The organism is Polynucleobacter acidiphobus (genome assembly GCF_003065385.1).
In the GTDB taxonomy this organism is placed as follows: Bacteria; Pseudomonadota; Gammaproteobacteria; order Burkholderiales; family Burkholderiaceae; genus Polynucleobacter; species Polynucleobacter acidiphobus.
Window position 1 is genome coordinate 789,160 of sequence record NZ_CP023277.1, and the last position, 21,179, is coordinate 810,338.

Below are 21,179 nucleotides of genomic sequence, written 5' to 3' on the forward strand. Positions count from 1 at the left end.
CATTCAAAGAAGCGCTTTATTCTTTCAGAAGATTTTTGATGGCATCAAGCTCGCGCTGCGTTTCTTCATGCGCTTGCGTGTCGCTGGCTTTCCCACCCAACTTCGCTAATGCCTCTTCAAGGGCTTTGATCTTGTGTTCTTGTTCAATCGTGGCGTCGATCAAACTCTTCAATGCTAAGGAAACAGGGTCATCTGCATTCGGTGTAATGCCGTAGGCTGAGAAACTCGCTTTGCTGGCATCGCTCGCATGTTTGGGTAGATCGGGATGCAAGATCCGAGCCGGCACACCGACTGCTGTTGCACCCGCAGGTATCTCTTTGAGAACCACTGCGTTGGATCCAATCCGAGCACCATCCCCCACAGTAAATCCACCCAAGACCTTGGCGCCCGCACTCACAACCACGCCTTTGCCAAGTGTGGGATGACGTTTGACCCCTTTGTAGAGCGAGGTACCTCCCAAGGTTACCCCTTGATAGATCGTGGTGTCATCACCAATCTCTGCGGTCTCGCCAATCACAATGCCAAGGCCATGATCCAAAAATACCCGACGCCCGATGTGTGCGCCCGGATGAATCTCAATATTGGTCAGAAAACGGGCCAGCGATGCCAGAAAACGGGCGGGCCATTTAAGACCCATATTCCATAGGGCATGATTGAGACGATGTAACCAAATGGCATGCAAACCGGGATAGCAGGTAATCACCTCTAGCCGGTGCCGTGCGGCAGGATCGCGCGCAATAATAGCGTCTACATCTTCAAATAAAGAACTGAACATAGAGATAGTGTAATCCGTGCGACTTATTTTCTCAGGAGCATCTGTTTGGCAATGCCGCGCAAGAGATCAATTTCCTCCTTGCGTAAGCGAGTTCTAGCAAACAGCGCTTGCAGACGCGGCATCAGCTTCTTGGGATTTTTGGGATCCAAATATCCAATCGCTTCCAAGCCTGCCTGCCAATGGTCGAGCATGGCAGCAACAGCGGCAGGGTCCGCAAGTTCAGAAAGATCCTGATTCGCCAATGACGGGGAAGGATTCTCGAGAAGAGCTTGGCGCAAACCAAACGCGCAGACCATCATGGCTTGAGCAAGGTTTAATGAGGGATACGCGGGATTGGCAGGCAAGAAGACCCGATGGGTGCAATAGGCAAGATCTTCGTTCTCAAGCCCAGTTCGCTCAGGACCAAATACCAATGCAACGGAGCCCTTGGATTGCAATGCATCGGTGAGCAAATGAAGACCATCTGCCCAAGAGAGTGGGGGCGGACCAAACTCCCGATCGCGACTGGTTAGACCCAACACCACAGCGCATCCTTCAATACTGGAGGAGAGCATCTTGTGAGTATTAGACCGAGCCAACACATCACTGGCGCCACTGGCTAATGCGATCGCATCGGGGTGAGTCGGCATGGCGAGTTCACGAGGGCGAACCAGATGCAAGGCGTCAAAGCCCATGGTTTTGAGGGCACGTGCTGCTGAACCGATATTGCCCGCATGGCTGGTTTCGACCATGATCCAGCGGACCTGGTCGCTGTATTGAGTAAAGGGAGTCTGAGCCATGAATGAATTCGTTTAGAATACTGCTATTGCGCTAGAGACCTTGTCGACTAGTTTGTTCTTATTTAATTTGTCCACTCATTATGCACCCCATGTTAAACGTGGCTGTGAAAGCCGCTCGCCGTGCCGCAACGATTATCAATCGTGCATCACTCAATTTAGAGCGCTTGCAAATCGATCGCAAGCAACATAATGACTATGTAACCGAAGTGGACAAAGCTGCCGAAGAGGCGATTATCGAGACCCTCAGCGAAGCCTATCCAAGCCATGGTTTTTTGGCCGAGGAAACGGGCGAAGCCACGAATGGCTCTGATCACATTTGGATCATTGATCCCCTAGATGGCACCACTAACTTTATTCATGGATTTCCGCAATACGCCGTATCGATTGCTCTTTCGGTTAATGGTGTTGTGACCCAAGGCGTGGTCTATGACCCCAATCGGGATGAGTTATTTACCGCCACGAAGGGTAGTGGCGCCTACGTGGATCGCCGTCGCCTGCGGGTGGCCGAGCAAACCAAATTAGAGAACGCATTACTCGGTACAGGGTTTCCGTATCGTCACGATCAAGATGTTGATCTCTACCTCAAGATCTTTGCTGATATGACTCGCCAATGCGCGGGTCTGCGACGTCCTGGCGCAGCCTCCCTAGACCTGGTCTATGTAGCAGCGGGCCGCTACGACGGATTCTTTGAGAGTGAACTCAAGCCCTGGGATATGGCAGCAGGGGCCCTGATTGTCACCGAGGCAGGTGGCCTCGTTGGGAACTACCGAGGCGAAGAGGGCTTTATGGAAAGTGGCGAAATTATGGCTGCTAACCCGAGGATCTTTGCCCAAATGGCAAACATACTTAGCAAGTACTCAAGAACGGCTAAGTAGATTTCACCAAATCAATGTAGCGCACACCATTGAGGTCAATGCGCAAGGCACTTGCTTTTGGTAACACGGTCTCAGGATGATCCAAATCCCAGTCGGAGAGCACATAGCGTTGCCATTCCTTATTACCCATGCTTTCATGGTGCCGTGCCGGTAAATGGGTATGCCCATGAATCAAACGCTCGGAGCCGTAGGCTCCCATCAGGTTGGCACAAGCCACCAAGGTGACATCGCCCTTGTAGCGAGCGACATCCGGGGTATAACGCGCCGCGCGCTCATACTTTGCAGTGCTATTACTTCGTAGAGTACGGGCAATCCCACGTCGCCACTCGAGAGGGAGTCGCAAAAATAATTTTTGGAGCCAGGGCTTGCGTACCCATTTACGAAACACCTGATAGCCCAGATCATTAGTACACAGTGCATCACCATGACTAATAACCCATTCATCTCCAGCGATCATGACCTTGGACGGATCGGGCAGTAACTGCATCCCAGATTTCTTGAGAAAGTCTTGGCCGATCAAAAAGTCACGGTTGCCATGAATGTAATAGGTTTTGGTCTTGCTTGATAGAGCAAAAAGTGCACGCAGGACCTCTTGCTGAAATGGTGAACGCGCGCCAGCATCATCCCCCACCCAGTATTCAAAGAGATCACCAAGAATAAATACTGACTCGACATCATTCGTTTCTTTCTCAACAAAGTCAAAGAAACGCTGCGCCGTCAAGGGCATCGACGGCGTGAGATGAAGATCGGAGATTAGTAGGGCGCTGGCGTGCTCTTGCATGCTTAGATCAAGGGATTAGTCGGCAATGACCGATGCTTTCTCAATCACCACATCCTCAGTGGGAACATCTTGGTGATACCCGGCATTACCTGTCTTAACCTTCTTAATCTTATCAACCACATCCATGCCATTGCTCACTTTCCCAAACACGGCATAGCCCCAACCCTGCGGAGTAGGAGCGGTGTGATTCAGAAAATCATTGTCATTGACGTTAATAAAAAACTGGGCGGTCGCTGAATGGGGATCGCTAGTACGTGCCATCGCAATCGTGCCGCGATCATTCTTTAAGCCATTGTTTGCCTCGTTCTCAATTTGATCGAGGGTTGATTTCTGCTTCATACCCGCGGTCATACCGCCACCCTGAATCATGAAGTTATCAATCACCCGATGAAAAATCGTGCCATCGTAATGGCCACTCTTTACATAGGCCAAAAAGTTAGCAACGGATTTTGGTGCTTTGGCAGCATCGAGCTCGAGGGTGATATCACCGTGATTAGTTTTCAGAAGAACGCTTGGCATAAATAACTCTCTTATGGTTTAGAAATCGGAGGATTGGGTCGGTTACTGGGTTTGGGCGGCGGCGGGTTCAAGATCTCCTTGATGGCCCGGGCCCGCTGCCCATACTCGCGCTGACTGGGTTGCAGTTTACTCGCACTGGAGTAATAGCGATCGGCTAGGCGCAAGTACACCTCTGCCAGATTGCCCTGGGCCAGCACATAGTCAGGTCTTAGTTTGAGGGCGAGCTCTAAATAATCGCGGGCCTCAATCCATTGACCTTGATTGGCTGCTAATGCGGCGAGATTGTTATAGGGTTCTGGTAACTCCGGAAACTGCTGGGTAATCTCGATCCAGGTGGCACGAGCTGCATTGACATCACGTAATTCCACTTGCAGGCGCGCCTTGATAAATCGCAGTTGCACATTACGAGGCGTTTTCACTAAAGCCGCATCAATCGCTTTGATGGCCTCTGGGTATTTGCGTTCCTTGATGAGCTTCTCAATATGCGTGGGAATCGCATTTTTCATGACCGGATCGGGCTCAATAATCAAAAAGGACAAAAACGGCACCGCGATGGATTCCGAAAGTTGGTTATTGCCAGTTTCTGGATTGGGGTTGGTGCTCATGCGCGGTGGATCGGTTGGGCCATACCCACCAAGATAAGGCTGGGGGTTGCTACCTGCGGGGGAGGGTTGCGCAACACTCGCGCCCATCACCGTGAGACCCAATAGCAATAGCCAATACTGTGGGATCTTGCTTAATTTGCTGAAGATTTGGGTATTGGCTGTCATGGCAAGAAGATCACTAAGAAGGCGCGTCATTCGATATACTCATCAGTCTAACAAATTCGTGTGCCGTTCACTCAACACCTTTCAAGCTCCGTCATTCCTAACTACTGATCATGCTGTCGATTTACAACACCCTATCGAGAACCAAAGAGGTCTTTAAACCCATTGAGCCCGGTAAGGTAAAGATGTATGTATGCGGCATGACCGTGTATGACTATTGCCATTTGGGCCACGCACGGGTCATGATTGTGTTTGATATGGTGGTACGTTGGTTGCGAGCCAGTGGCTATGATGTGAACTACGTTCGCAACATCACCGATATTGATGACAAGATCATTACGCGAGCGCTTGAGAACCAAGAGCCTATTGCAGCACTGACCCAGCGTTTCATTGATGCAATGCATGCGGATGCTAAAACCCTCAATCTTCTATCGCCTGATCATGAGCCGCGGGCCACTCACTATATTGCTCAGATGCAAGGATTGATTGGTCGTCTCATCGAGCGTGAGATGGCCTATCAAGGCGATGATGGCGATGTGAACTATGCCGTGCGCCAGTTCCCTAGCTATGGCAAGTTATCTGGTAAATCGATTGATGAGCTTCAAGCCGGTGAGCGGGTTGCCATTAGCGGTGGTAAGCGCGACCCACTGGATTTTGTGCTCTGGAAATCTGCCAAGACCGAAGAACCTGCTGACACCCGTTGGGCTTCCCCATGGGGTGAGGGGCGCCCTGGTTGGCATATTGAGTGCTCGGCGATGTCCTGCGAGTTACTAGGTCAGCATTTTGATATTCATGGCGGTGGGGCAGATTTGCAGTTTCCTCACCATGAGAACGAGATTGCGCAAAGCGAAGGCGCAATGTTTGGATCGGGCAGCGTCGATCAACCCTTTGTGCGTTACTGGATGCATAACGGCCATATTCGTGTGAACCACGAGAAGATGTCAAAATCATTGGGCAATTTTTTCTTGATTAGGGATGTGTTAGCGCAGTTTGATCCTGAGGTGGTGCGCTTCTTTATGCTCAAAGCTCACTATCGCAGCCCGATTAATTACTCCGATCATCAGCTTAAAGATGCGCGCACTGGATTAACTCGTTTGTATACCGCACTGAGTGAACTGCCGACCATTCCAAGCAATAAGGTTGACCCTGCCTGGAAAGACCGCTTTGCGCAAGCCATGAACGATGACTTCAATACTCCTGAGGCCTTGGCGGTGTTATTCGAGTTGGTGACCGAGAGTCATAAGACGCAGGATATTGAGCGCAAGCACGAGCTGCTCAACACGCTTCATCACTTAGGTAGCACGATCGGACTTCTTTATCAGTCACCACAACAGTTCTTGCAAAGCGGTACGCCTAAAGTTGGCTTGAGCCCAGAGCAGATTGAAGAGCGGATTATGGCACGCCAAGCGGCCAAGCAGGTCAAGAACTTTGCCAGCGCAGACGCGATTCGTCAGCAATTACTGGACGAAGGTGTCATTTTGGAAGATAAGCCCGGCGGCCAAACCATCTGGCGACGAGCCTAATGCCAAAACCACGAACCAAAAAGCCAAGCTATTGGCAAGATGCCTGTGCGGAGCTCATGAAGCAAGATCGGATCTTGCGCAAACTGATTCCCAAGTACGGTGATGGAATGTTGGGAAGTCGTGGTGACGCATTCACAACGCTCGCGCGCTCGATCGTTGGACAACAAATTTCAGTGGCTGCTGCGCAATCGGTGTGGAACCGAACCTTGGAGACCCTAAGTCACGAAGTAACTCCTAAACGCGTACTCGATACCAAGCATGACGCCTTACGAGCTTCAGGTCTATCCATGCGCAAGGTGGAGTACATTCGTGATCTCGCCGATCACTTTCATCATGGGCGACTACAAACCGAGCGCTGGCCCAAAATGGATGATGAGGAGCTCATTAAGGAGTTGAGTGCGATTCGGGGGATTGGACGCTGGACCGCTGAGATGTTTCTGATCTTTAATTTGATGCGCCCAAATGTGCTGCCACTAGACGATATTGGGCTAATTCGGGCGATCTCGATCAATTATTTCAGTGGCGAGCCCGTCACCCGCCATGAAGCCCGCGAGGTGGCAGCCAATTGGGCGCCATGGCGGACCGTGGCCACTTGGTATATGTGGCGCAGCATTGACCCCATTCCCGTGGAGTACTAATTTTGGGGTAAACCCAAAAAGCACATAAAATTAGGCCATGAAGACCACCTTCCTAGACTTTGAGCAAGCGGTAGCCGAGCTTGAGACCAAAATCGAAGAGCTCCGCTATGTGCAAGACGAGTCTTCGGTGGATATCTCAAGCGAGATCAAGACACTTTCAGAAAAAAGCCATCAGCTCACCAAAGAGATCTACGAAAAATTAACGCCTTGGCAGGTCTCTCAAGTCGCCCGTCATCCACAGCGTCCTTACACTCTCGATTACATTCAAGCCTTATTCACCGACTTTCATGAGTTGCATGGCGATCGAGTCTTTGCCGATGATCAATCGATTATTGGCGGCCTTGCGCGCTTCAATGGCAAGCCTTGCATGGTGATCGGTCACCAAAAGGGTCGGGACACGAAAGAGCGTGCCATGCGTAATTTTGGAATGAGTCGCCCTGAAGGGTATCGCAAGGCGATGCGTCTAATGCGCTTAGCTGAGAAGTTTGGCTTGCCGGTTTTTACCTTCGTGGATACCCCTGGCGCATTCCCAGGGATTGATGCCGAGGAGCGTAACCAATCCGAAGCAATTGGTCACAATCTGTATACCCAAGCCGAACTCAAAGTGCCCATCATTACTACCATTATTGGTGAGGGTGGTTCGGGCGGCGCGCTCGCCATTGCCATGGGTGATGTGGTGATGATGTTGCAATACTCAACATATTCCGTCATCTCACCGGAAGGCTGTGCTTCGATCTTATGGAAGACCGCCGAGAAGGCTCCGGATGCAGCCGAGCAATTAGCGCTCACTGCACAACGTCTCAAAGATCTTCAATTGATTGATACGATCGTGCCAGAACCTGTGGGTGCTGCTCATCGAGATTACGAAGCCATGATGGCCAATATGAATAAAGCACTTGCCCGCGCTCTTTCTGAGGTCGAAGACCTGTCCGAGAAAGAACTCCTCGAGCGCCGGCATCAACGGTTTATGAGTTATGGCCAGTTCAAAGAAGTCAAAGCCAAAGACCCAAGCTAAACGAATTGGTGTGGCCTTCAGTGGGGGCCTCGATTCAGTAGTATTGCTCGATGCCGTCAGTAAGGCCTATCCCAACGATGTAGTCTACGCGCTTCATGTGCATCATGGACTGCAAGCCCAGGCGGATGAGTGGTTGCTATTTTGTGAGCGCCTAGCCAAACGCTACAAGATTGCCTTTGACTTCCGACTACTGCATTTGCCAATCACTGCGAACATTGAGGCCCATGCGCGTCAAGCACGCTATGAGGAATTGCTTGGTCTTTGTGATCAACATCAACTCGATCATTTATTGTTTGCGCATCATCAGCACGATCAAGCGGAGACCGTACTCTTGCAACTCTTGCGAGGCGCCGGACCCGCAGGCCTCGCTGGAATGCCTGCCCATAAAGAGCTGCAAAGCCCTAATGGCAGAACTGTGCACTTGTGGCGACCATTACTAGAGCAAGACCGCACCCAATTGCAGACCTATGCCAAGCAACATCAATTGTCTTGGGTGGAGGATCCCAGTAATCAAAACACGCGCTATCGCCGCAACGCCATCCGTAAAAAAATTCTGCCAGAGTTAGAGCAGATTCAGGGTGGGGCAATTGCCAACCTAGCGCGCAGTGCGCAATGGCTTGCTCAGTCACAAGTGCTCATGGATCAACTTGCGCAGCACGATGCGCGCACCTGGATCAATCGTAATCAACTTAACATTGTGCCGTTAGTCACACTCCACCGCCAAGACCTTGCGCGCGCCACCAATGTGATGCGCTATTGGCTCAAACGCAATCAGCTCTCGATGCCCTCAACAGAGCGTTTGCAATCCTGGTGGCGTGATCTCCAGTCCTTACGTGCTGGTGCCAAATTAGAGTGGTTGCATGATCGTCATGCCATCCGAGCATGGCGCAATACCTTGCGGATTGAATCTGCACAGAAATCCAAGCGCGGCCAATGGATCTTTGTGCCAATCCCCGAAAGCTCTAATCAAGCAGGTCTTTCATGGGAATACTGTCAACAAGCCAAATTGATTGAGAGTAGACCTCGTGCAGGAGGCGAGCGCTTGAAGATCAAGCTCAATACCCCCAGTAAAAGTTTAAAAAACCTATATCAAGAAGCCGGGGTGCCACCTTGGCAACGCCAAATCCCACTCTTATTTATCGATGGCACCCTCATTGCTGCTGAGGGTCTAGGGGTAAGCATTGCTCACCTAACGACCAAGGGCCCGCGTGTTTGGCCCGAGTGGTCCTATTTGGATTAAGAAAAACAAAACCCTGTAAAATCATAGGTTTTGCAATTCAGTTAAACGGATATGTCTTTAATTGTTCATAAGTACGGCGGCACTTCGATGGGATCCATCGAGCGCATCCAAAATGTGGCCAAACGGGTTGCAAAATGGATGCGAGCTGGTCATCAGGTAGTGGTGGTGCCATCGGCCATGTCGGGCGAGACCAATCGTCTTTTGGGGCTCGCAAAAGAGTTAAGTGCCTCCCCAAACCCCCGAGAGCTCGATCAAATTGCGGCAACCGGTGAGCAGGTCAGCTCCGGCTTGCTCGCCATCGCTCTCCAAGAGCAAGGAATTGATGCCATTAGTTACTCAGGTTGGCAGGTCACGGTGCATACCGATTCGGCCTACACCAAGGCACGCATCATGGGCATTGATGATGCCAAGATCAAAAAAGATTTGGATGCCGGCAGGGCAGTCGTGATCACCGGATTCCAAGGAGTTGATCCACAAGGTAATGTGACCACCCTAGGTCGTGGTGGTTCAGATACCTCAGCAGTTGCTGTTGCTGCGGCTCTAAAAGCCGATGAGTGCTTAATTTATACCGATGTCGATGGCGTTTACACCACCGATCCCCGCGTTTGTGAGGATGCGCGTCGCCTCGATCAAATCACCTTTGAAGAGATGCTGGAAATGGCAAGCCTTGGCTCTAAGGTCTTGCAAATACGCTCAGTGGAGTTTGCTGGCAAGTACAAAGTGAAGACCCGTGTGTTGTCATCGCTTACTGATCTACTGATTCCGCTTGATCAAGAAATGAAGTCGGGTACTTTAATTACCTTTGAAGAGGACACCACCATGGAAGCCGCTGTAATCTCAGGAATCGCATTTGCACGCGATGAGGCCAAGATCACTGTGATTGATGTGCCAGATCGTCCTGGCATCGCCTATCAAATCTTGGGCCCCATTGCTGAAGCCAATATTGATGTGGACATGATTATTCAGAACCAATCGGTTGAGGGTAAGACCGATTTCACATTCACAGTCCCGCGTGCTGATTATCAAAAAGCCCTCGATCTGCTGAAAAAGAGCGTGCAAGCGCATATTGATGCGAAAGATATTATTGGTGACCCCAAGGTATCGAAAGTATCCGTAGTGGGCGTTGGAATGCGCTCCCACGTTGGTGTAGCCAGTAAGATGTTCAGAACTTTATCGGAAGAGGGCATCAATATTTTGATGATCTCCACCAGTGAGATTAAGATCTCAGTCGTGATTGATGAGAAATACATGGAACTCGCAGTCAGGGCCCTCCATAAAGCCTTTGAATTGGATCAGAAGTAAACTAGCGGTATTGAAGTAATACGGAGACGTGGCCGAGCTGGTCGAAGGCACTCCCCTGCTAAGGGAGCATCTGTGCTAAAACACGGATCGGAGGTTCGAATCCTCTCGTCTCCGCCAATTAAAATAAGGAAGAATCTAATGCAACTTCCTTTTGTCTATCGGCTCGCTTTAGCCATAGTCCTTTTCTCTTTTGTACCTTTTTCACTAGCCACAACTAAAGATTGTGTATTTATTTTGATGCATGGTAAGTGGGGTGGACCCCAATCTCCTTATCTGAAGGAATTAGCAAAGCAGGTGAGTACAGTATGCGAGGTCGAGCTTCGCGAAATGCCATGGTCTCGAAACCGTAACTACGATGAGACCTATGAGAGTGCCCTCAATCAATTAGCACGAAGTGTTAAAGGGTATCGAACAAAAGGATATCGGCTAGTTTTTATCGGCGGACAGAGTTTTGGCGCTAATGCTGCTATGGCATATCAAGCTTATATTGGTGATGCCGATGCAATAATTGCTTTGGCCCCAGGACACTCCCCAAGCTTGATGTACGAGCGTGGCATGACCGGATCCGATTTAGAGCGTGCCCAAAAGGCCATTGCCGATGGTAAACCAGATACTCTAATTTCATTTACGGATCTGAACCAAGGTCGTCAGCGTGACTTTAAAATTCGGGCCGATGTATTTTGGAGTTACTTCAATCCCAATGGTCTGGGCAATATGACCTTAACCGCTCAGCAGTTCAAGAAAAGCACGCCCTTTATCTGGGTGATCGGGCGCTTAGATCCTCTGTATGCATCTGGGCCTGCCTATGCATTTGATCGCGTACCACCAAACCCCAATAATGCCTATGTGGTAGTCAGTGCTGATCACGCTACAACCCCAGAGGAGGCAGCTCCGCAAGTGTTGAATTGGATTAAAAAAGTAAGTGCTACGAAGCCGTGAAGCAATCTTTTAAAGGTAATAAAAGCTATTTACCCAGTAAGCCTTGTGCTGCATGCGGTCGTACCATGACGTGGCGGAAGTCTTGGGCCAAAAATTGGGAGAGTGTGTTGTACTGCTCTGAGGCTTGTCGCAAAAAAGGTAAGTAACTAGTTAACGAGACGCTTACAAACTGCGTCGGTAAATTCCTTAGTTGTCGCCTTACCCTTGAGATCCCCAGTACGAATTTGATCAACATTGAGGGTATCGATGATGGCAGTACGCAAACGCGTTGCTAAATCCTGTTTGCCTACATGATCGAGCATCATGGCCGATGCCAACAGAATGGAGATTGGATTAGCAATTCCTTTGCCAGCAATATCGGGAGCAGAGCCGTGCACGGCTTCAAAGATTGCCGTATTGCTTCCAATATTCCCTCCGGGCGCCATTCCCAGACCGCCAACCAAGCCTGCAATCTGATCCGACAAAATGTCGCCAAAGAGATTGGTACATAGCAACATGTCAAAACGCCAGGGATTCATGACCAGCTGCATGGCGCAGGCATCCACAATCATGTCTTCGATCTCAACCCGACCTTCATACTCTTTCGATACATCCCGTGCGGCATCCAAAAAGACGCCAGTGAGAAGCTTCAGAATATTGGCTTTATGCACGACAGTAATCTTCTTGCGACCATTCTTGAGGGCATACTCAAAGGCAAAGCGCGCAATCCGTTTACTACCTTCATAGGTATTCATGCCGGTTGAGACGGCTACCGCTTTGGGATTGTCGCCCACCGGAATTAAATATTCATGGGCTACATAGAAGCCGCCCAAGTTCTCCCGAATCAACACGATATCGATGTCTTCATAGCGACCAGGAATCATTGTCTTAGCAGGGCGTACGTTGGCATACAACTCAAACTCCTCGCGCAAGCGGACATTGGAGGAACGAAAGCCACCACCAACTGGCGTAGTCAAAGGACCCTTTAAGGCCAGATGATTCTTACGAATACTCTCCAGAGTTTGGGCTGGCAGGGGATCGCCCAGCGCCTCCACTCCTGCGACCCCGGCTTGCTGAACATCCCAGGTAAATGGGCTGCCTAAGGTTTCAAAGATCTGGATAGTCGACTCAACAATTTCAGGGCCGATTCCGTCTCCGGGGATGAGTGTGGTGGTCAAGGGTTTGGATGAGCTCATGGTATGTGCTTGGATTATGATCAGAATTCTCTATTTTAGATCCTTTGAGTGACACCAAATCAAAATGACTCAGCCCATACCGACTTCTATCCAAGAGCAGCTCTTTACTGAGGCAAGAACCGTACACGCCTTTGAATCACACCCCATCAGTGATGAACAAATTCGCCAGTTGTATGAGTTGATGAAATGGGGGCCGACTGCGTTTAATGCACAACCCGCACGCTATGTCTTTGTGCGCAGTGAAGCAGCAAAAGAACGCTTAATACCCGCCTTGAGCCCAGGAAACGTTGCGCAAGTGAAAAGCGCATCGGTCACCGTCATTGTTGCTTACGATACGCAATTTTATGAACACTTACCAAGCCTATATCCGGCGATGGACGCCAAACCCTTCTTTGAGGGAAAGCCAGCAGTGACCGAAGTGGCTGCCTTACGTAATAGCTCCTTGCAGGGCGCTTACTTGCTACTAGCTGCCCGCAGCTTGGGCTGGGATTGTGGGCCAATGTCAGGATTTGATCCAGCCAAAGTGAACCAAGCATTCTTTCCGGATGGGCGCTACCACGCTAATTTCTTAATGAACATCGGTATTGCAAATCCGAGTGGAATCTATCCACGTGGCCCACGTTTAGCCTTTGGGGACGTTGCCCAAATCCTCTAAACTGAGAACCCATTTAACAAAAGGAAGAACCATGGGCTATTTCCCAAGCGATACATTGCGCCGCGTGATGATGGCGATCTTTGTGATCCTCGCGATCATTGAGCTAAGCCGTGGATCATGGTTCTTTATTGTGGATGTCCTCTTTGCCTTGTCACTTTCACCAAAGATCTTGGCTACCGTGATCGGTATCTTTAAGCGCAAAGAATAAGTTCAGGATTGCGGGGGTATGGAGTAGGTCGCCGTGGCATGCGCGATTGGATCGGGGTCATCTCCTGAGTAAATGAAGACCTCCCCAACAACCAGGCTCTTGCCCAGTTTTAAGAGTCGAGCCTGAGCGCGGATTTCAGGGCTTGGCTTTGGCCGTCTTAAGAAATTAATATTCAAGCTAGTGGTGACGGTAAGTGGGACGATACCAATCTCACCCAGAATTGCCACATAGAGCGCAACATCCGCGAGAGCCATCATGGTTGGACCTGAAACCGTCCCACCCGGACGTAGCTCATCGTGACCCACCGGATGAGTAACTAGTGCCGCACGATTGCCCACTTCCAGAATCTGGCACTTGGTTTGTGGAAAATCCTTCTTAAAGAAGGCTGCGATTTCATCTCGGGTAGCTGGCATACAAAGACAATCCTAATTGATTGGATCAATCATTTTAGGCGAGCCCAAAGAGTGGTTTAATACAGGGATGCGCATCTCTATTTCTCTCTCCAGTCTTCTGATATCGGCCGCGACTGCTAATCTAGTACTTGCGCAAGTATCACCGCTACAGCCCAATGAGCTGAAGGCCATTAATGAGCAACCCTTAGTCCCCCCACAGGGAGTCATGGGTAAACCTAAGCCATTACCACCGGAAACTGCCCCGCAAGGCATCATTATTGGTCCTAATTATCAAAGCGACACCCGGGGTGAAGCAGAGGCGAAGTCCTTAGAGGACAATTCAGCGCAGCCCATGAACCCCCGCGAGGGATTAATCACGATCCCATTTAATTAATCTGCGTTGCAAATGTTGTTTCGTTCGCTTTGCAGTATTTTGCTTTGGGTATTCTATTCTTTGGCATGGGCCTCATCCAATCCCTATGATCTCAATCTTCAGGTCTACCCCAAGGGGGATCGGTTTCAGATCATTGCCAATTACAAAGTTGCCATAAGCCCATGTCAGGCCTTGCTATACCTCAAGGACTATGAGGGTGCAAAGTCGATACCCGGTATCAAAGAATCTAAGATAGTGAAGCGCAGTGGAAATCAAGTCATCGTGGAGCGAGTGGTGGAGGACCGCATTCTCTTAATCCCGATTGAGTTGCGCTCTACCGTGCAGTACAAGGAGCTTTCAGATCAAATCATCGACTTTGAACAAATTAGTGGCGATGCTAAGTTGTATCAGGGAACGTGGCGCATCGAGCCCGAAGGAAATGCCACCCGTTTTCAGTTTCGAGCGAATGTCGAGCTCGATTCCATCGTACCAAATTTCATCATTGAGTATTTTATTAAGAACCAGATGAGTAAGCGTTTTGAGATGATGGCTGAGAGCGCCAATCAGCGCGCCGCAATACTAAAACTAAGTTGCCCTTAGCAAAAAGCCCGACGGGTATGCCGCCGGGCCGTACCACTCTTCTGAGTGGTTATCGTCGCTACGGGAGTTTGCTGTCCCGTATTGAGAGGGGCACAGGAATGTACCCACTAAGACTGGTATTGCTACCAGGCGGGTCACACAATGACTGCGACACCACAATTTCATCTTAGGATTGATGCGATGTACTGTCAAGCAAAGTAATCATGAAATTTATTTATCAATAATTGATTTAAGCAAATCGATATAAGCCAATGTTTTTGCTCTCTTATTGCAATGAAGCAAATTATGATGAGCGCGGATTTTTCTGATCTAAATAGAATGATTCATCGTAGGTGGGCACCCAGGCGGGCCGATAAATTAAGAAGATCGCAAGTAACATGCCCGACATGGAGCCCTCGCTAAAGGATAAAATAATCAGGGCCATAATCCAGCCCACAGGATCGACGGTGCTAAGCGACTGTAATCCCAAAAATTGTTGAAGAGCGTAGATCAGCATTCCACACACAAAGGTGCCACTAAAGGCAGCCATATACCCATTACCCAAAATCAAGATAAAGAGATGTTTTGGCATAAAGCGGCGAATCATGTCTATCACGAGAGATGCCACAATCGCGGGCAAGATGCCCACGAAGAGGTAGTGCGTGGCTGCCTCGACTGCATTGCCGGTGAGCGCATAAATGCCAGCGAGAGAGACCAGAAACAAAATCACCAGCGCTGGCCACAATCCAAACATGGCAACCAGTAGGGATGAGCCAAAAAAATGAAAGGAGAGATCAATCCAACCCTCCGTAGCAGCACTAGGTAAATGAGCCCGAAGATTCCAGGCGAGGGCAATCAAAAGGACGGCCGGAGCAACGAGATAGCTGAGTGGACTTTGCAAAAAGAGCCGTATCGGACTTTTATAAAGTGCTACCAGTGCGACAGCTACCGCAACGACAATCCACCACATGATTCAATCCCCTATCTTAGGTAATCACCCCAGTGTATCGATTTCAATCAATATCACCGTTAGTGAATCTACTGAGTAAACGAGCTCTGTTTGATGTAGATCAAATTAATCGGGGTAACTTTGAACCCAAACACCATGTTCACCTAAAGCGCGTTGCATCTGCAAAACTTTTCGATCCTTACTGAGTAACTGACTGGGACGGTAGTGGTATGCCAAATCAATAAAGGCTTGGTCATCTGGATCATCGCAACGAAATGAGCAGCGGGGTGGCGTGGGTTTATGAATTGCCATCTGAGTCCAGGAACTCAGTAAAGTCGATTGATCATTTGAGTTTTGTGCAAATTGTGGACGGGCGATGACGTCGGCGAGCTCAAGGAGCATCTCGGAGCTATAAATAAGCTCGAATCTATCTTGAGCAATGCCATCACGAATCCAATCGGCACGAGGATCTTGAAACACCAGCAGATCAAGCACGATATTGGTGTCAAGAACCAGAGTTTTTATTGCCATCCCTGCAGCCAACGGGTTAAATCCTTTAAGTCGGTCCAGCTCAGAAGATAGCGTCGCTTGGTCAAAACTGCCTCGAGCTCGATGTAGTTTTTCGGAATCGTCTGGTCGCTCGGCAACTGCGGATCATGCACCCGGCTCACCAGAAAATGTTTCTCTCGATGTTGGGGCGTCACTGCGGTCCATTTCGTGAGTAATAATTTTTTATTCGAGAGAGGGCGCTTTTGCGACTTGTCGGGTGGGACCATGATTATTCCTTATACTCGATTCTAATCATTCCTAAGAAGAGAAAACCATGACCTTATTCATGCTGACCTGGGCAATTACGTCCTTATCCCTATGGGCGGCGACCTATGTATTTGATGGCTTGCAATTTAATGACTCTGGAGCCTTGATTATTTCTGCTCTGGTCCTGGGTCTTGCCAATGCCATCGTTCGCCCCTTATTGATCCTGTTTACCTTACCGCTTACCATCCTCAGTCTTGGATTCTTCTTGCTGGTGATTAATGCCTTGGTACTGATGCTAGTCGCTCAGGTGGTGAATGGCTTTGTGCTCTCCGGATTTTGGACCGCCTTCTTTGCCAGCATCTTTATTGCCATTCTGAACGCCATCATCGGTTCCTTATTTAGTATCAACCGCATCAAAATTGAGCGCATCCGTTAAGCATCCTGCCTTCGTCGTTGAGGTGCCCTATACCACCTCGCCAAAGATGAGTCGGTACGAGGGTCCTCTGATTGATGCCCATCCGGATCCTCGCTATGTAGAGGCAAAGCGCCATGAGCTCGATCTTCTAGGGGCTGAGTTATATGCCCAGCAGGACTCTAAGCAAACCCAGGAACTCATTTCTAAAGCGGCGTTGGCTCTCAATTTGCCAGAAGCCAGAACTATTCGGAAGATTGAGGACTTGGCCTTGCACCTCAATGAAGACCTTGCGCTTTTGGAGAACGATATCCTCACGGCCATCTGCTTTTGCTTTCCCAGTAGCTGGATACCTGCGAAACGGCTTGGTATGGCCCTCGCACAAATTCATCATCCAGTTGCGGATGGGGAACGACTAGTGCAGGCCAGCCCAAAAATCGCCCACGTCATGAGTGATCCCCAGCAAGGATCCTTTCGTCGCTATGTCTGGACGATTAGCAATAGTCCCGAGTTAAGTCAGCATCCATCACGTAAATCAAATGCGATCCCAACAGGGGTTGAGGATTTGTATTACCGCCTAGAGACCCAAACCACTTTGCCAATCACCACCTCTCAGGGACGAGCCAGTCTATTTCTTGTGAAAGTTGAGGTTTGCCCCTTAATGGTCTTTTGGCAAAACCCGGAGCAACGCGCTCAAATCTGTGCGAGTATTCAATCCATGAGCGAGGCTGTATTGGAGTACAAAAATTTGCACTCGATTAAAGCCTTACTGCTTCAGAATGGGTGATGGAATAGGGGTGTGACATGGATAATTTTGGACCAATTATTCTGATTGAGGTGATCCTCGTATTTGGAGGGGTGCTACTCTTTGCATGGTGGCAATTACGCGATCTTAAGAAAGAGCGTGAGAAGGATCAAAAAAAGCGGGAAGAGGAGAAATCCTAAGCATATTGCACTGCATCGATAGACACCGCCTCAAATACTTGCTAAAAATCAGAATTACACTAAGATGAACTTACTGTGCCAAAACCAGCCACTAAATACTTTCCTGAAGAAAATTACACCGAACTCGATTTGGTCAGTTTGTCCTATGTCAGCGATGCGACCGAAGAGTTTGGCATTCTGGCATTAATGCAGCTGGTTGATAAGGCATCGCGTCGCAATAAGAGCTTAAACATCACTGGCGTTTTATCCTTTGACAATGGTCGCTTTGGTCAAATATTGGAGGGCAAGCCTAAGGATGTGGAATTGCTCTGGGAGGCCATTCAGAAAGATCCTCGTCACTCGAATGTGGTATCGCTTGGCATGAAGCGTATTAATTCTCGGCGTTTTGCGAATTGGTCAATGCGTTTGTGTGGCCGAGAAGAAATTACTTCGGCCAACCCCGACATCAAGCTCTAGTTATTTTTGTAACTCGCACTGCATGATGGGGTAGCCATCTTGCAAGCTTGCCTGCACATACTGATCGGTCTTTGATACGTAAACCTTCACCCCTTTGCCGTCGCCAATATTGTTGACATTGGTAAATAGGGCGGTCTTGTTATCAATCCGCTTTAAGCTTGCAATGGTGGTCGGTTCGCCAATGCTAAATTTAGAGCCCGTCCAACGGTCGGGTCGAATGAAGTCACCCTTGACGAGCTTGCCGCGGTAGGTCTTCATGTAAATGCAATCTTTTTGATTGAGGATTAAGTCGACTGGATCGTCTCTACGGTCAAACCAGCTTGCCTGTAATAAGGAACTTGATAGAAGTAGCATCACGCACAATAAAGGGTTGATGAAGCGCTTCTTCATGATGCAAAAATCAGATCAATTGAGAACCTTGTAGCCGCGACCCGCAAGGCATTTCTTGACGATGGCCTCTTGGGATTCATTTCCCTTATAGGCCCCACCTGCGCCGCCGATCACCGCACCGGCTCCTGCAGCCTGAACAATACCCGTGGTATTGCCACCAGTCACCAGTCCTAACAAACCACCGACAACTGCGCCTGCTCCCGCACCTTTGGCAGCCGTACTACCCATGCTGCTAGCTTCCTTGGCATAGTTTTGACATTCGGCAAGATCTTTTTCATAGCGCGCTTCATTGACACCCTTCATATCCACAATCGGACGCACATCGGCGCCAGCACAGGCAGTTAGCAGCAATGCTGTTAGGGGTATGAAATAGACCTTGATGGATGGATGAAGATTCAAGTAATTGCCTCCAAAATCATTAAATCAAAGGCGATGGGGCTCGTCAAGGCTTATTGTGATCGACCCTAAACTGGCCATCCATAATGTGCTCGAGGTCCTGTGGATCGCGTTGATAAAGATAAACCCAAGCAATTTGCCATTCCAATGTCTTAATTAGCTGGATGGGGCGTAATACGCGTTGATATTCATGGGGGCTTGGATCTTTGGGCGAACATTCTTCGTACTGATCAATTGCTTCCAGTAATTGCATGTCATTAAGGCGCCATAGCTCTCCATGAACCCAACTATCTAAAAATTGGGTTGACTCGCTGGGTCGATCCGTAGCGCCGGGATACCAGGATATTCGATAGAGTAGACCAGGCATCTGCGCTGCACCTAAATACTCAGCCCCCGCATGAAATTGCATGGCATTGGGATGGCTAAAGGAGTTCATTAGGGTTCCATAAACAAAGAGAAGATCGGAGCGCATCATCGTTTTACATGGAAACCCTAATTGGAGGAAGTAGAAAGCCTATTCACAATCAAAATCTTAATCGATGGAGAAGGTGTATCAAGATGAAAACCGTTAGTCAGTTGCTCGCAGAAAAGCATCACCGAATCGAAACTATTGCTCCCAATGTGCATGTGTTTGATGCCTTAAAACTCATGCTCGAGAAAGACATTGGCTCACTTCTAGTCATTGAGTTTGGCAACCTCGTCGGAATTTTTACTGAGCGCGACTACGCCCGTAAATTAGTCCTGCAGGGCAAAAGCTCACAAAATACCTTGGTGCGAGATGTGATGAGCACCAAACTGATTACGGTCAAGCCTGAAGATACCTTGGATTACTGCATGCAGCTCGTGACCGAGAAGCGCATCCGCCATCTTCCGGTTTTAGATGGCGGCCGCTTAATTGGCATGTTATCGATTGGGGATTTGCTCAAAGCTGCGCTCGCAGAGCAGGCCGCTACGATTGCGCAACTTGAGGCGTATATTAATTCTTAAAGACCCATTTCTTTAAAGACGTCCTTGGCGGTACGAAAGCTATCAATGGCTGCGGGAACGCCGCAATAGATTGCTGATTGCAAAAAGATCTCTGCAATCTCATCCTTGGTCAAGCCATTATTGATGGCCCCCTTCACATGCAGTTTGAGTTCATGGGGTCGATTGAGCGCAGTGAGCATCGCTAAATTAACAATACTTCGGGTTTTACGGTCAAGACCAGGCCGATTCCAGATTTCATTCCAGCAGTATTCAGTCACTAACTCTTGGAGCGGTAAGTTGAATGAATCCGCATTGCGAATCGCTTGATCCACATACTCTGCGCCGAGCACCTCACGACGGGTTTTTAATCCCTTTTCAAAAGCATCACGATTCATGGTTGTCTCCTTATTGATTTACTAAACAGCAGTATAGTTATAGGCATGAATACGCGTTTGATTCTCGGAATACTGATCGTGGCAATAGGCCTATCAGCCTGCGGAACCCCAGAGAGTGGTTTTCGTGTGGTTCAACGTTCTGACGGTATGATTGGTGTGCAGGCAGTGAAGGGCGCCAAAGAGATCGAGGCGCAAGAGCTGGCGACTAAAGAGTGTAAAAAGAATGGAAAATCCGTCGCCCGCATTTCAGAGGTCCGCACCACGCACAATGACAAATTTCCAATGATTTATATTTATCAATGTCTGCGCTAGTCATACCTAGCGACCTAATCTAATGTCGATTCACACCCATACCCAAACCATTCCGCTATTCCCACTGGGAACCACCTTATTCCCTGATGGCGTCATGCTGCTCAAAATCTTTGAAGTGCGCTACCTCGATATGGTCAAACAGTGTGTGCGCGAGGGTTCTGGCTTTGGTGTGGTTACTCTAAACAGTGGGGACGAAGTGCGCATGCCAGGTCAAGAGGTTGGCTTCAATGCGGTGGGAACCTTTGCCCGGATTAAAGAATTTGATCCGGTACAACCCAGCCTATTCATGATTCAATGCCAAGGGGAACAACGCTTTCGTGTGAAAACCAGCGAAACCAAACGCAATGGCTTGATTATTGCTGAGGTTGATTTCATTGAAGACGATGCCTTCATGGAAGTTCCGGAGGATCTCAAAATTGCCTCTACCGTATTGGGTAAAGTGATCCAGTCCTTTAAAGAGCAGGGCGCAGCCCTTGGGAAAGAGCTGCCCTTCAGTAAGCCCTATCGCTTTAACGAATGCGGCTGGGTCGCCAATCGCTGGTGCGAGCTCTTGCAATTAAGCCCTGGCCAGAAGCAATTTTTCTTAGAGCAGGAGAGTCCTCGTCTTCGGTTAGATTTGATTCATGAACTGCTAGAAGAGATGGGCGTCTACAAAGCCGTTAAGTAA

General features: G+C 49.2%; 33 protein-coding genes and 1 tRNA gene. 20 read left to right on the plus strand and 14 right to left on the minus strand.

What is annotated here, in order from left to right; all coding sequences use genetic code 11:
• Positions 1–16: 16 nt before the first annotated feature.
• Together cysE and AOC32_RS04225 are read right to left on the minus strand one after the other, a co-directional pair.
• Positions 17–775, minus strand: a complete 759-nt coding sequence (gene cysE, locus AOC32_RS04220; protein WP_108508291.1) for a serine O-acetyltransferase — start codon at positions 773–775, stop codon at positions 17–19.
• 23 nt (positions 776–798) lie between these two features.
• A complete protein-coding gene (locus AOC32_RS04225; protein WP_108508292.1) occupies positions 799–1,554 on the minus strand; it encodes an RNA methyltransferase in 756 nt (251 codons plus the stop codon).
• 80 nt (positions 1,555–1,634) lie between these two features.
• Between AOC32_RS04225 and AOC32_RS04230 the strand changes: the two genes are divergently transcribed.
• Complete coding sequence (locus AOC32_RS04230) at positions 1,635–2,429, plus strand: inositol monophosphatase family protein (RefSeq protein WP_108508293.1); 795 nt, start codon at positions 1,635–1,637, stop codon at positions 2,427–2,429.
• On the opposite strand, the gene AOC32_RS04235 is transcribed toward AOC32_RS04230, so the two are convergent.
• The 3 genes from AOC32_RS04235 to AOC32_RS04245 are packed head-to-tail and all read right to left on the minus strand — an operon-like array spanning position 2,422 to position 4,529.
• Entirely contained in the window at positions 2,422–3,210 is a 789-nt protein-coding gene (locus AOC32_RS04235) for a UDP-2,3-diacylglucosamine diphosphatase (protein ID WP_108508294.1), read from the minus strand. The genes AOC32_RS04230 and AOC32_RS04235 overlap by 8 nt on opposite strands.
• A 15-nt stretch (positions 3,211–3,225) precedes the next feature.
• Positions 3,226–3,729 (minus strand): peptidylprolyl isomerase, encoded by a 504-nt coding sequence (locus AOC32_RS04240; RefSeq protein ID WP_108508295.1) that lies wholly within the window; start codon positions 3,727–3,729, stop codon positions 3,226–3,228.
• 11 nt (positions 3,730–3,740) lie between these two features.
• Positions 3,741–4,529: a tetratricopeptide repeat protein gene (locus AOC32_RS04245; protein WP_108508296.1), complete on the minus strand. Its 789-nt coding sequence runs from the start codon at positions 4,527–4,529 to the stop codon at positions 3,741–3,743.
• Between the two features lie 80 nt (positions 4,530–4,609).
• On the opposite strand from AOC32_RS04245, the gene cysS reads away from it, so the two are divergent.
• The 8 genes from cysS to AOC32_RS04285 all read left to right on the plus strand — a co-directional run bounded on the left by cysS (position 4,610) and on the right by AOC32_RS04285 (position 11,299).
• Positions 4,610–6,019, plus strand: a complete 1,410-nt coding sequence (cysS, locus tag AOC32_RS04250) for a cysteine--tRNA ligase (protein ID WP_108508297.1) — start codon at positions 4,610–4,612, stop codon at positions 6,017–6,019.
• The gene (locus AOC32_RS04255) at positions 6,019–6,657 is read left to right on the plus strand and encodes a DNA-3-methyladenine glycosylase family protein (RefSeq protein ID WP_108508298.1); all 639 of its coding nucleotides are present in this window, start codon (positions 6,019–6,021) and stop codon (positions 6,655–6,657) included. Before cysS ends, AOC32_RS04255 begins: the two co-directional genes overlap by 1 nt.
• A 37-nt stretch (positions 6,658–6,694) precedes the next feature.
• Positions 6,695–7,672 (plus strand): acetyl-CoA carboxylase carboxyltransferase subunit alpha, encoded by a 978-nt coding sequence (locus AOC32_RS04260; RefSeq protein ID WP_108508299.1) that lies wholly within the window; start codon positions 6,695–6,697, stop codon positions 7,670–7,672.
• The gene (tilS, locus tag AOC32_RS04265; RefSeq protein WP_108508300.1) at positions 7,632–8,912 is read left to right on the plus strand and encodes a tRNA lysidine(34) synthetase TilS; all 1,281 of its coding nucleotides are present in this window, start codon (positions 7,632–7,634) and stop codon (positions 8,910–8,912) included. Before AOC32_RS04260 ends, tilS begins: the two co-directional genes overlap by 41 nt.
• Before the next feature lie 51 nt (positions 8,913–8,963).
• Positions 8,964–10,214, plus strand: coding sequence for an aspartate kinase (locus AOC32_RS04270; RefSeq protein ID WP_108508301.1), 1,251 nt, complete (start codon positions 8,964–8,966; stop codon positions 10,212–10,214).
• 22 nt (positions 10,215–10,236) lie between these two features.
• Positions 10,237–10,331 (plus strand) — tRNA-Ser (locus tag AOC32_RS04275).
• A 21-nt stretch (positions 10,332–10,352) separates the two neighbouring features.
• Positions 10,353–11,153, plus strand: a complete 801-nt coding sequence (locus AOC32_RS04280; protein ID WP_108508302.1) for an alpha/beta hydrolase — start codon at positions 10,353–10,355, stop codon at positions 11,151–11,153.
• Positions 11,150–11,299, plus strand: a complete 150-nt coding sequence (locus tag AOC32_RS04285; protein ID WP_108508303.1) for a DUF2256 domain-containing protein — start codon at positions 11,150–11,152, stop codon at positions 11,297–11,299. Before AOC32_RS04280 ends, AOC32_RS04285 begins: the two co-directional genes overlap by 4 nt.
• Here AOC32_RS04285 and AOC32_RS04290 read toward each other — a convergent pair whose 3' ends face one another.
• Entirely contained in the window at positions 11,300–12,328 is a 1,029-nt protein-coding gene (locus tag AOC32_RS04290; protein WP_108508304.1) for an isocitrate/isopropylmalate dehydrogenase family protein, read from the minus strand. It abuts the gene before it with no gap.
• Positions 12,329–12,392: 64 nt separating this feature from the next.
• On the opposite strand from AOC32_RS04290, the gene AOC32_RS04295 reads away from it, so the two are divergent.
• Both AOC32_RS04295 and AOC32_RS09740 read left to right on the plus strand, forming a co-directional pair.
• Positions 12,393–12,983: a malonic semialdehyde reductase gene (locus AOC32_RS04295; RefSeq protein WP_108508305.1), complete on the plus strand. Its 591-nt coding sequence runs from the start codon at positions 12,393–12,395 to the stop codon at positions 12,981–12,983.
• Positions 12,984–13,014: 31 nt separating this feature from the next.
• On the plus strand, positions 13,015–13,191 hold the full coding sequence (locus AOC32_RS09740; RefSeq protein WP_159074893.1) for a hypothetical protein: 177 nt from the start codon (positions 13,015–13,017) through the stop codon (positions 13,189–13,191).
• 2 nt (positions 13,192–13,193) lie between these two features.
• On the opposite strand, the gene AOC32_RS04300 is transcribed toward AOC32_RS09740, so the two are convergent.
• Positions 13,194–13,604 (minus strand): PaaI family thioesterase, encoded by a 411-nt coding sequence (locus AOC32_RS04300; protein ID WP_108508306.1) that lies wholly within the window; start codon positions 13,602–13,604, stop codon positions 13,194–13,196.
• A gap of 67 nt (positions 13,605–13,671) precedes the next feature.
• Here AOC32_RS04300 and AOC32_RS04305 point away from each other — a divergent pair, with 67 nt between their 5' ends.
• Positions 13,672–13,977: a hypothetical protein gene (locus AOC32_RS04305; protein WP_159074894.1), complete on the plus strand. Its 306-nt coding sequence runs from the start codon at positions 13,672–13,674 to the stop codon at positions 13,975–13,977.
• A 12-nt stretch (positions 13,978–13,989) separates the two neighbouring features.
• Entirely contained in the window at positions 13,990–14,556 is a 567-nt protein-coding gene (locus AOC32_RS04310) for an SRPBCC family protein (RefSeq protein WP_108508308.1), read from the plus strand.
• A gap of 283 nt (positions 14,557–14,839) precedes the next feature.
• Here the strand turns inward: AOC32_RS04310 and AOC32_RS04315 are convergent, their stop codons facing one another.
• The 3 genes from AOC32_RS04315 to AOC32_RS04325 form a co-directional block, all read right to left on the minus strand.
• Positions 14,840–15,505: a hypothetical protein gene (locus AOC32_RS04315; protein WP_108508309.1), complete on the minus strand. Its 666-nt coding sequence runs from the start codon at positions 15,503–15,505 to the stop codon at positions 14,840–14,842.
• A 105-nt stretch (positions 15,506–15,610) separates the two neighbouring features.
• The gene (locus tag AOC32_RS04320; protein WP_108508310.1) at positions 15,611–16,015 is read right to left on the minus strand and encodes a putative toxin-antitoxin system toxin component, PIN family; all 405 of its coding nucleotides are present in this window, start codon (positions 16,013–16,015) and stop codon (positions 15,611–15,613) included.
• Entirely contained in the window at positions 16,006–16,260 is a 255-nt protein-coding gene (locus AOC32_RS04325) for a TIGR02450 family Trp-rich protein (protein WP_108508311.1), read from the minus strand. The genes AOC32_RS04320 and AOC32_RS04325 overlap by 10 nt, the downstream gene beginning before the upstream one ends.
• 47 nt (positions 16,261–16,307) lie before the next feature.
• Between AOC32_RS04325 and AOC32_RS04330 the strand changes: the two genes are divergently transcribed.
• The 4 genes from AOC32_RS04330 to AOC32_RS04340 all read left to right on the plus strand — a co-directional run bounded on the left by AOC32_RS04330 (position 16,308) and on the right by AOC32_RS04340 (position 18,053).
• The gene (locus AOC32_RS04330) at positions 16,308–16,676 is read left to right on the plus strand and encodes a phage holin family protein (RefSeq protein ID WP_108508312.1); all 369 of its coding nucleotides are present in this window, start codon (positions 16,308–16,310) and stop codon (positions 16,674–16,676) included.
• The gene (locus AOC32_RS04335) at positions 16,660–17,439 is read left to right on the plus strand and encodes a heme-dependent oxidative N-demethylase subunit alpha family protein (protein WP_159074895.1); all 780 of its coding nucleotides are present in this window, start codon (positions 16,660–16,662) and stop codon (positions 17,437–17,439) included. The genes AOC32_RS04330 and AOC32_RS04335 overlap by 17 nt, the downstream gene beginning before the upstream one ends.
• 17 nt (positions 17,440–17,456) lie before the next feature.
• The gene (locus AOC32_RS09745) at positions 17,457–17,597 is read left to right on the plus strand and encodes a hypothetical protein (RefSeq protein WP_159074896.1); all 141 of its coding nucleotides are present in this window, start codon (positions 17,457–17,459) and stop codon (positions 17,595–17,597) included.
• Between the two features lie 75 nt (positions 17,598–17,672).
• Positions 17,673–18,053 (plus strand): BLUF domain-containing protein, encoded by a 381-nt coding sequence (locus AOC32_RS04340; protein WP_108508314.1) that lies wholly within the window; start codon positions 17,673–17,675, stop codon positions 18,051–18,053.
• Here the strand turns inward: AOC32_RS04340 and AOC32_RS04345 are convergent, their stop codons facing one another.
• The 3 genes from AOC32_RS04345 to AOC32_RS04355 are packed head-to-tail and all read right to left on the minus strand — an operon-like array spanning position 18,054 to position 19,314.
• A complete protein-coding gene (locus AOC32_RS04345) occupies positions 18,054–18,443 on the minus strand; it encodes a hypothetical protein (protein WP_108508315.1) in 390 nt (129 codons plus the stop codon).
• Positions 18,444–18,458: 15 nt separating this feature from the next.
• A complete protein-coding gene (locus AOC32_RS04350; protein WP_234409808.1) occupies positions 18,459–18,842 on the minus strand; it encodes a glycine zipper family protein in 384 nt (127 codons plus the stop codon).
• A 43-nt stretch (positions 18,843–18,885) separates the two neighbouring features.
• Entirely contained in the window at positions 18,886–19,314 is a 429-nt protein-coding gene (locus AOC32_RS04355) for a gamma-glutamylcyclotransferase family protein (protein WP_108508316.1), read from the minus strand.
• 83 nt (positions 19,315–19,397) lie between these two features.
• Here AOC32_RS04355 and AOC32_RS04360 point away from each other — a divergent pair, with 83 nt between their 5' ends.
• Positions 19,398–19,826 (plus strand): CBS domain-containing protein, encoded by a 429-nt coding sequence (locus AOC32_RS04360; protein ID WP_108508317.1) that lies wholly within the window; start codon positions 19,398–19,400, stop codon positions 19,824–19,826.
• Here the strand turns inward: AOC32_RS04360 and AOC32_RS04365 are convergent.
• Entirely contained in the window at positions 19,823–20,200 is a 378-nt protein-coding gene (locus AOC32_RS04365; protein ID WP_108508318.1) for a carboxymuconolactone decarboxylase family protein, read from the minus strand. The genes AOC32_RS04360 and AOC32_RS04365 overlap by 4 nt on opposite strands.
• Before the next feature lie 45 nt (positions 20,201–20,245).
• On the opposite strand from AOC32_RS04365, the gene AOC32_RS04370 reads away from it, so the two are divergent.
• On the plus strand, positions 20,246–20,512 hold the full coding sequence (locus AOC32_RS04370) for a hypothetical protein (RefSeq protein WP_108508319.1): 267 nt from the start codon (positions 20,246–20,248) through the stop codon (positions 20,510–20,512).
• Between the two features lie 22 nt (positions 20,513–20,534).
• The gene (locus AOC32_RS04375; protein WP_108508320.1) at positions 20,535–21,179 is read left to right on the plus strand and encodes an LON peptidase substrate-binding domain-containing protein; all 645 of its coding nucleotides are present in this window, start codon (positions 20,535–20,537) and stop codon (positions 21,177–21,179) included.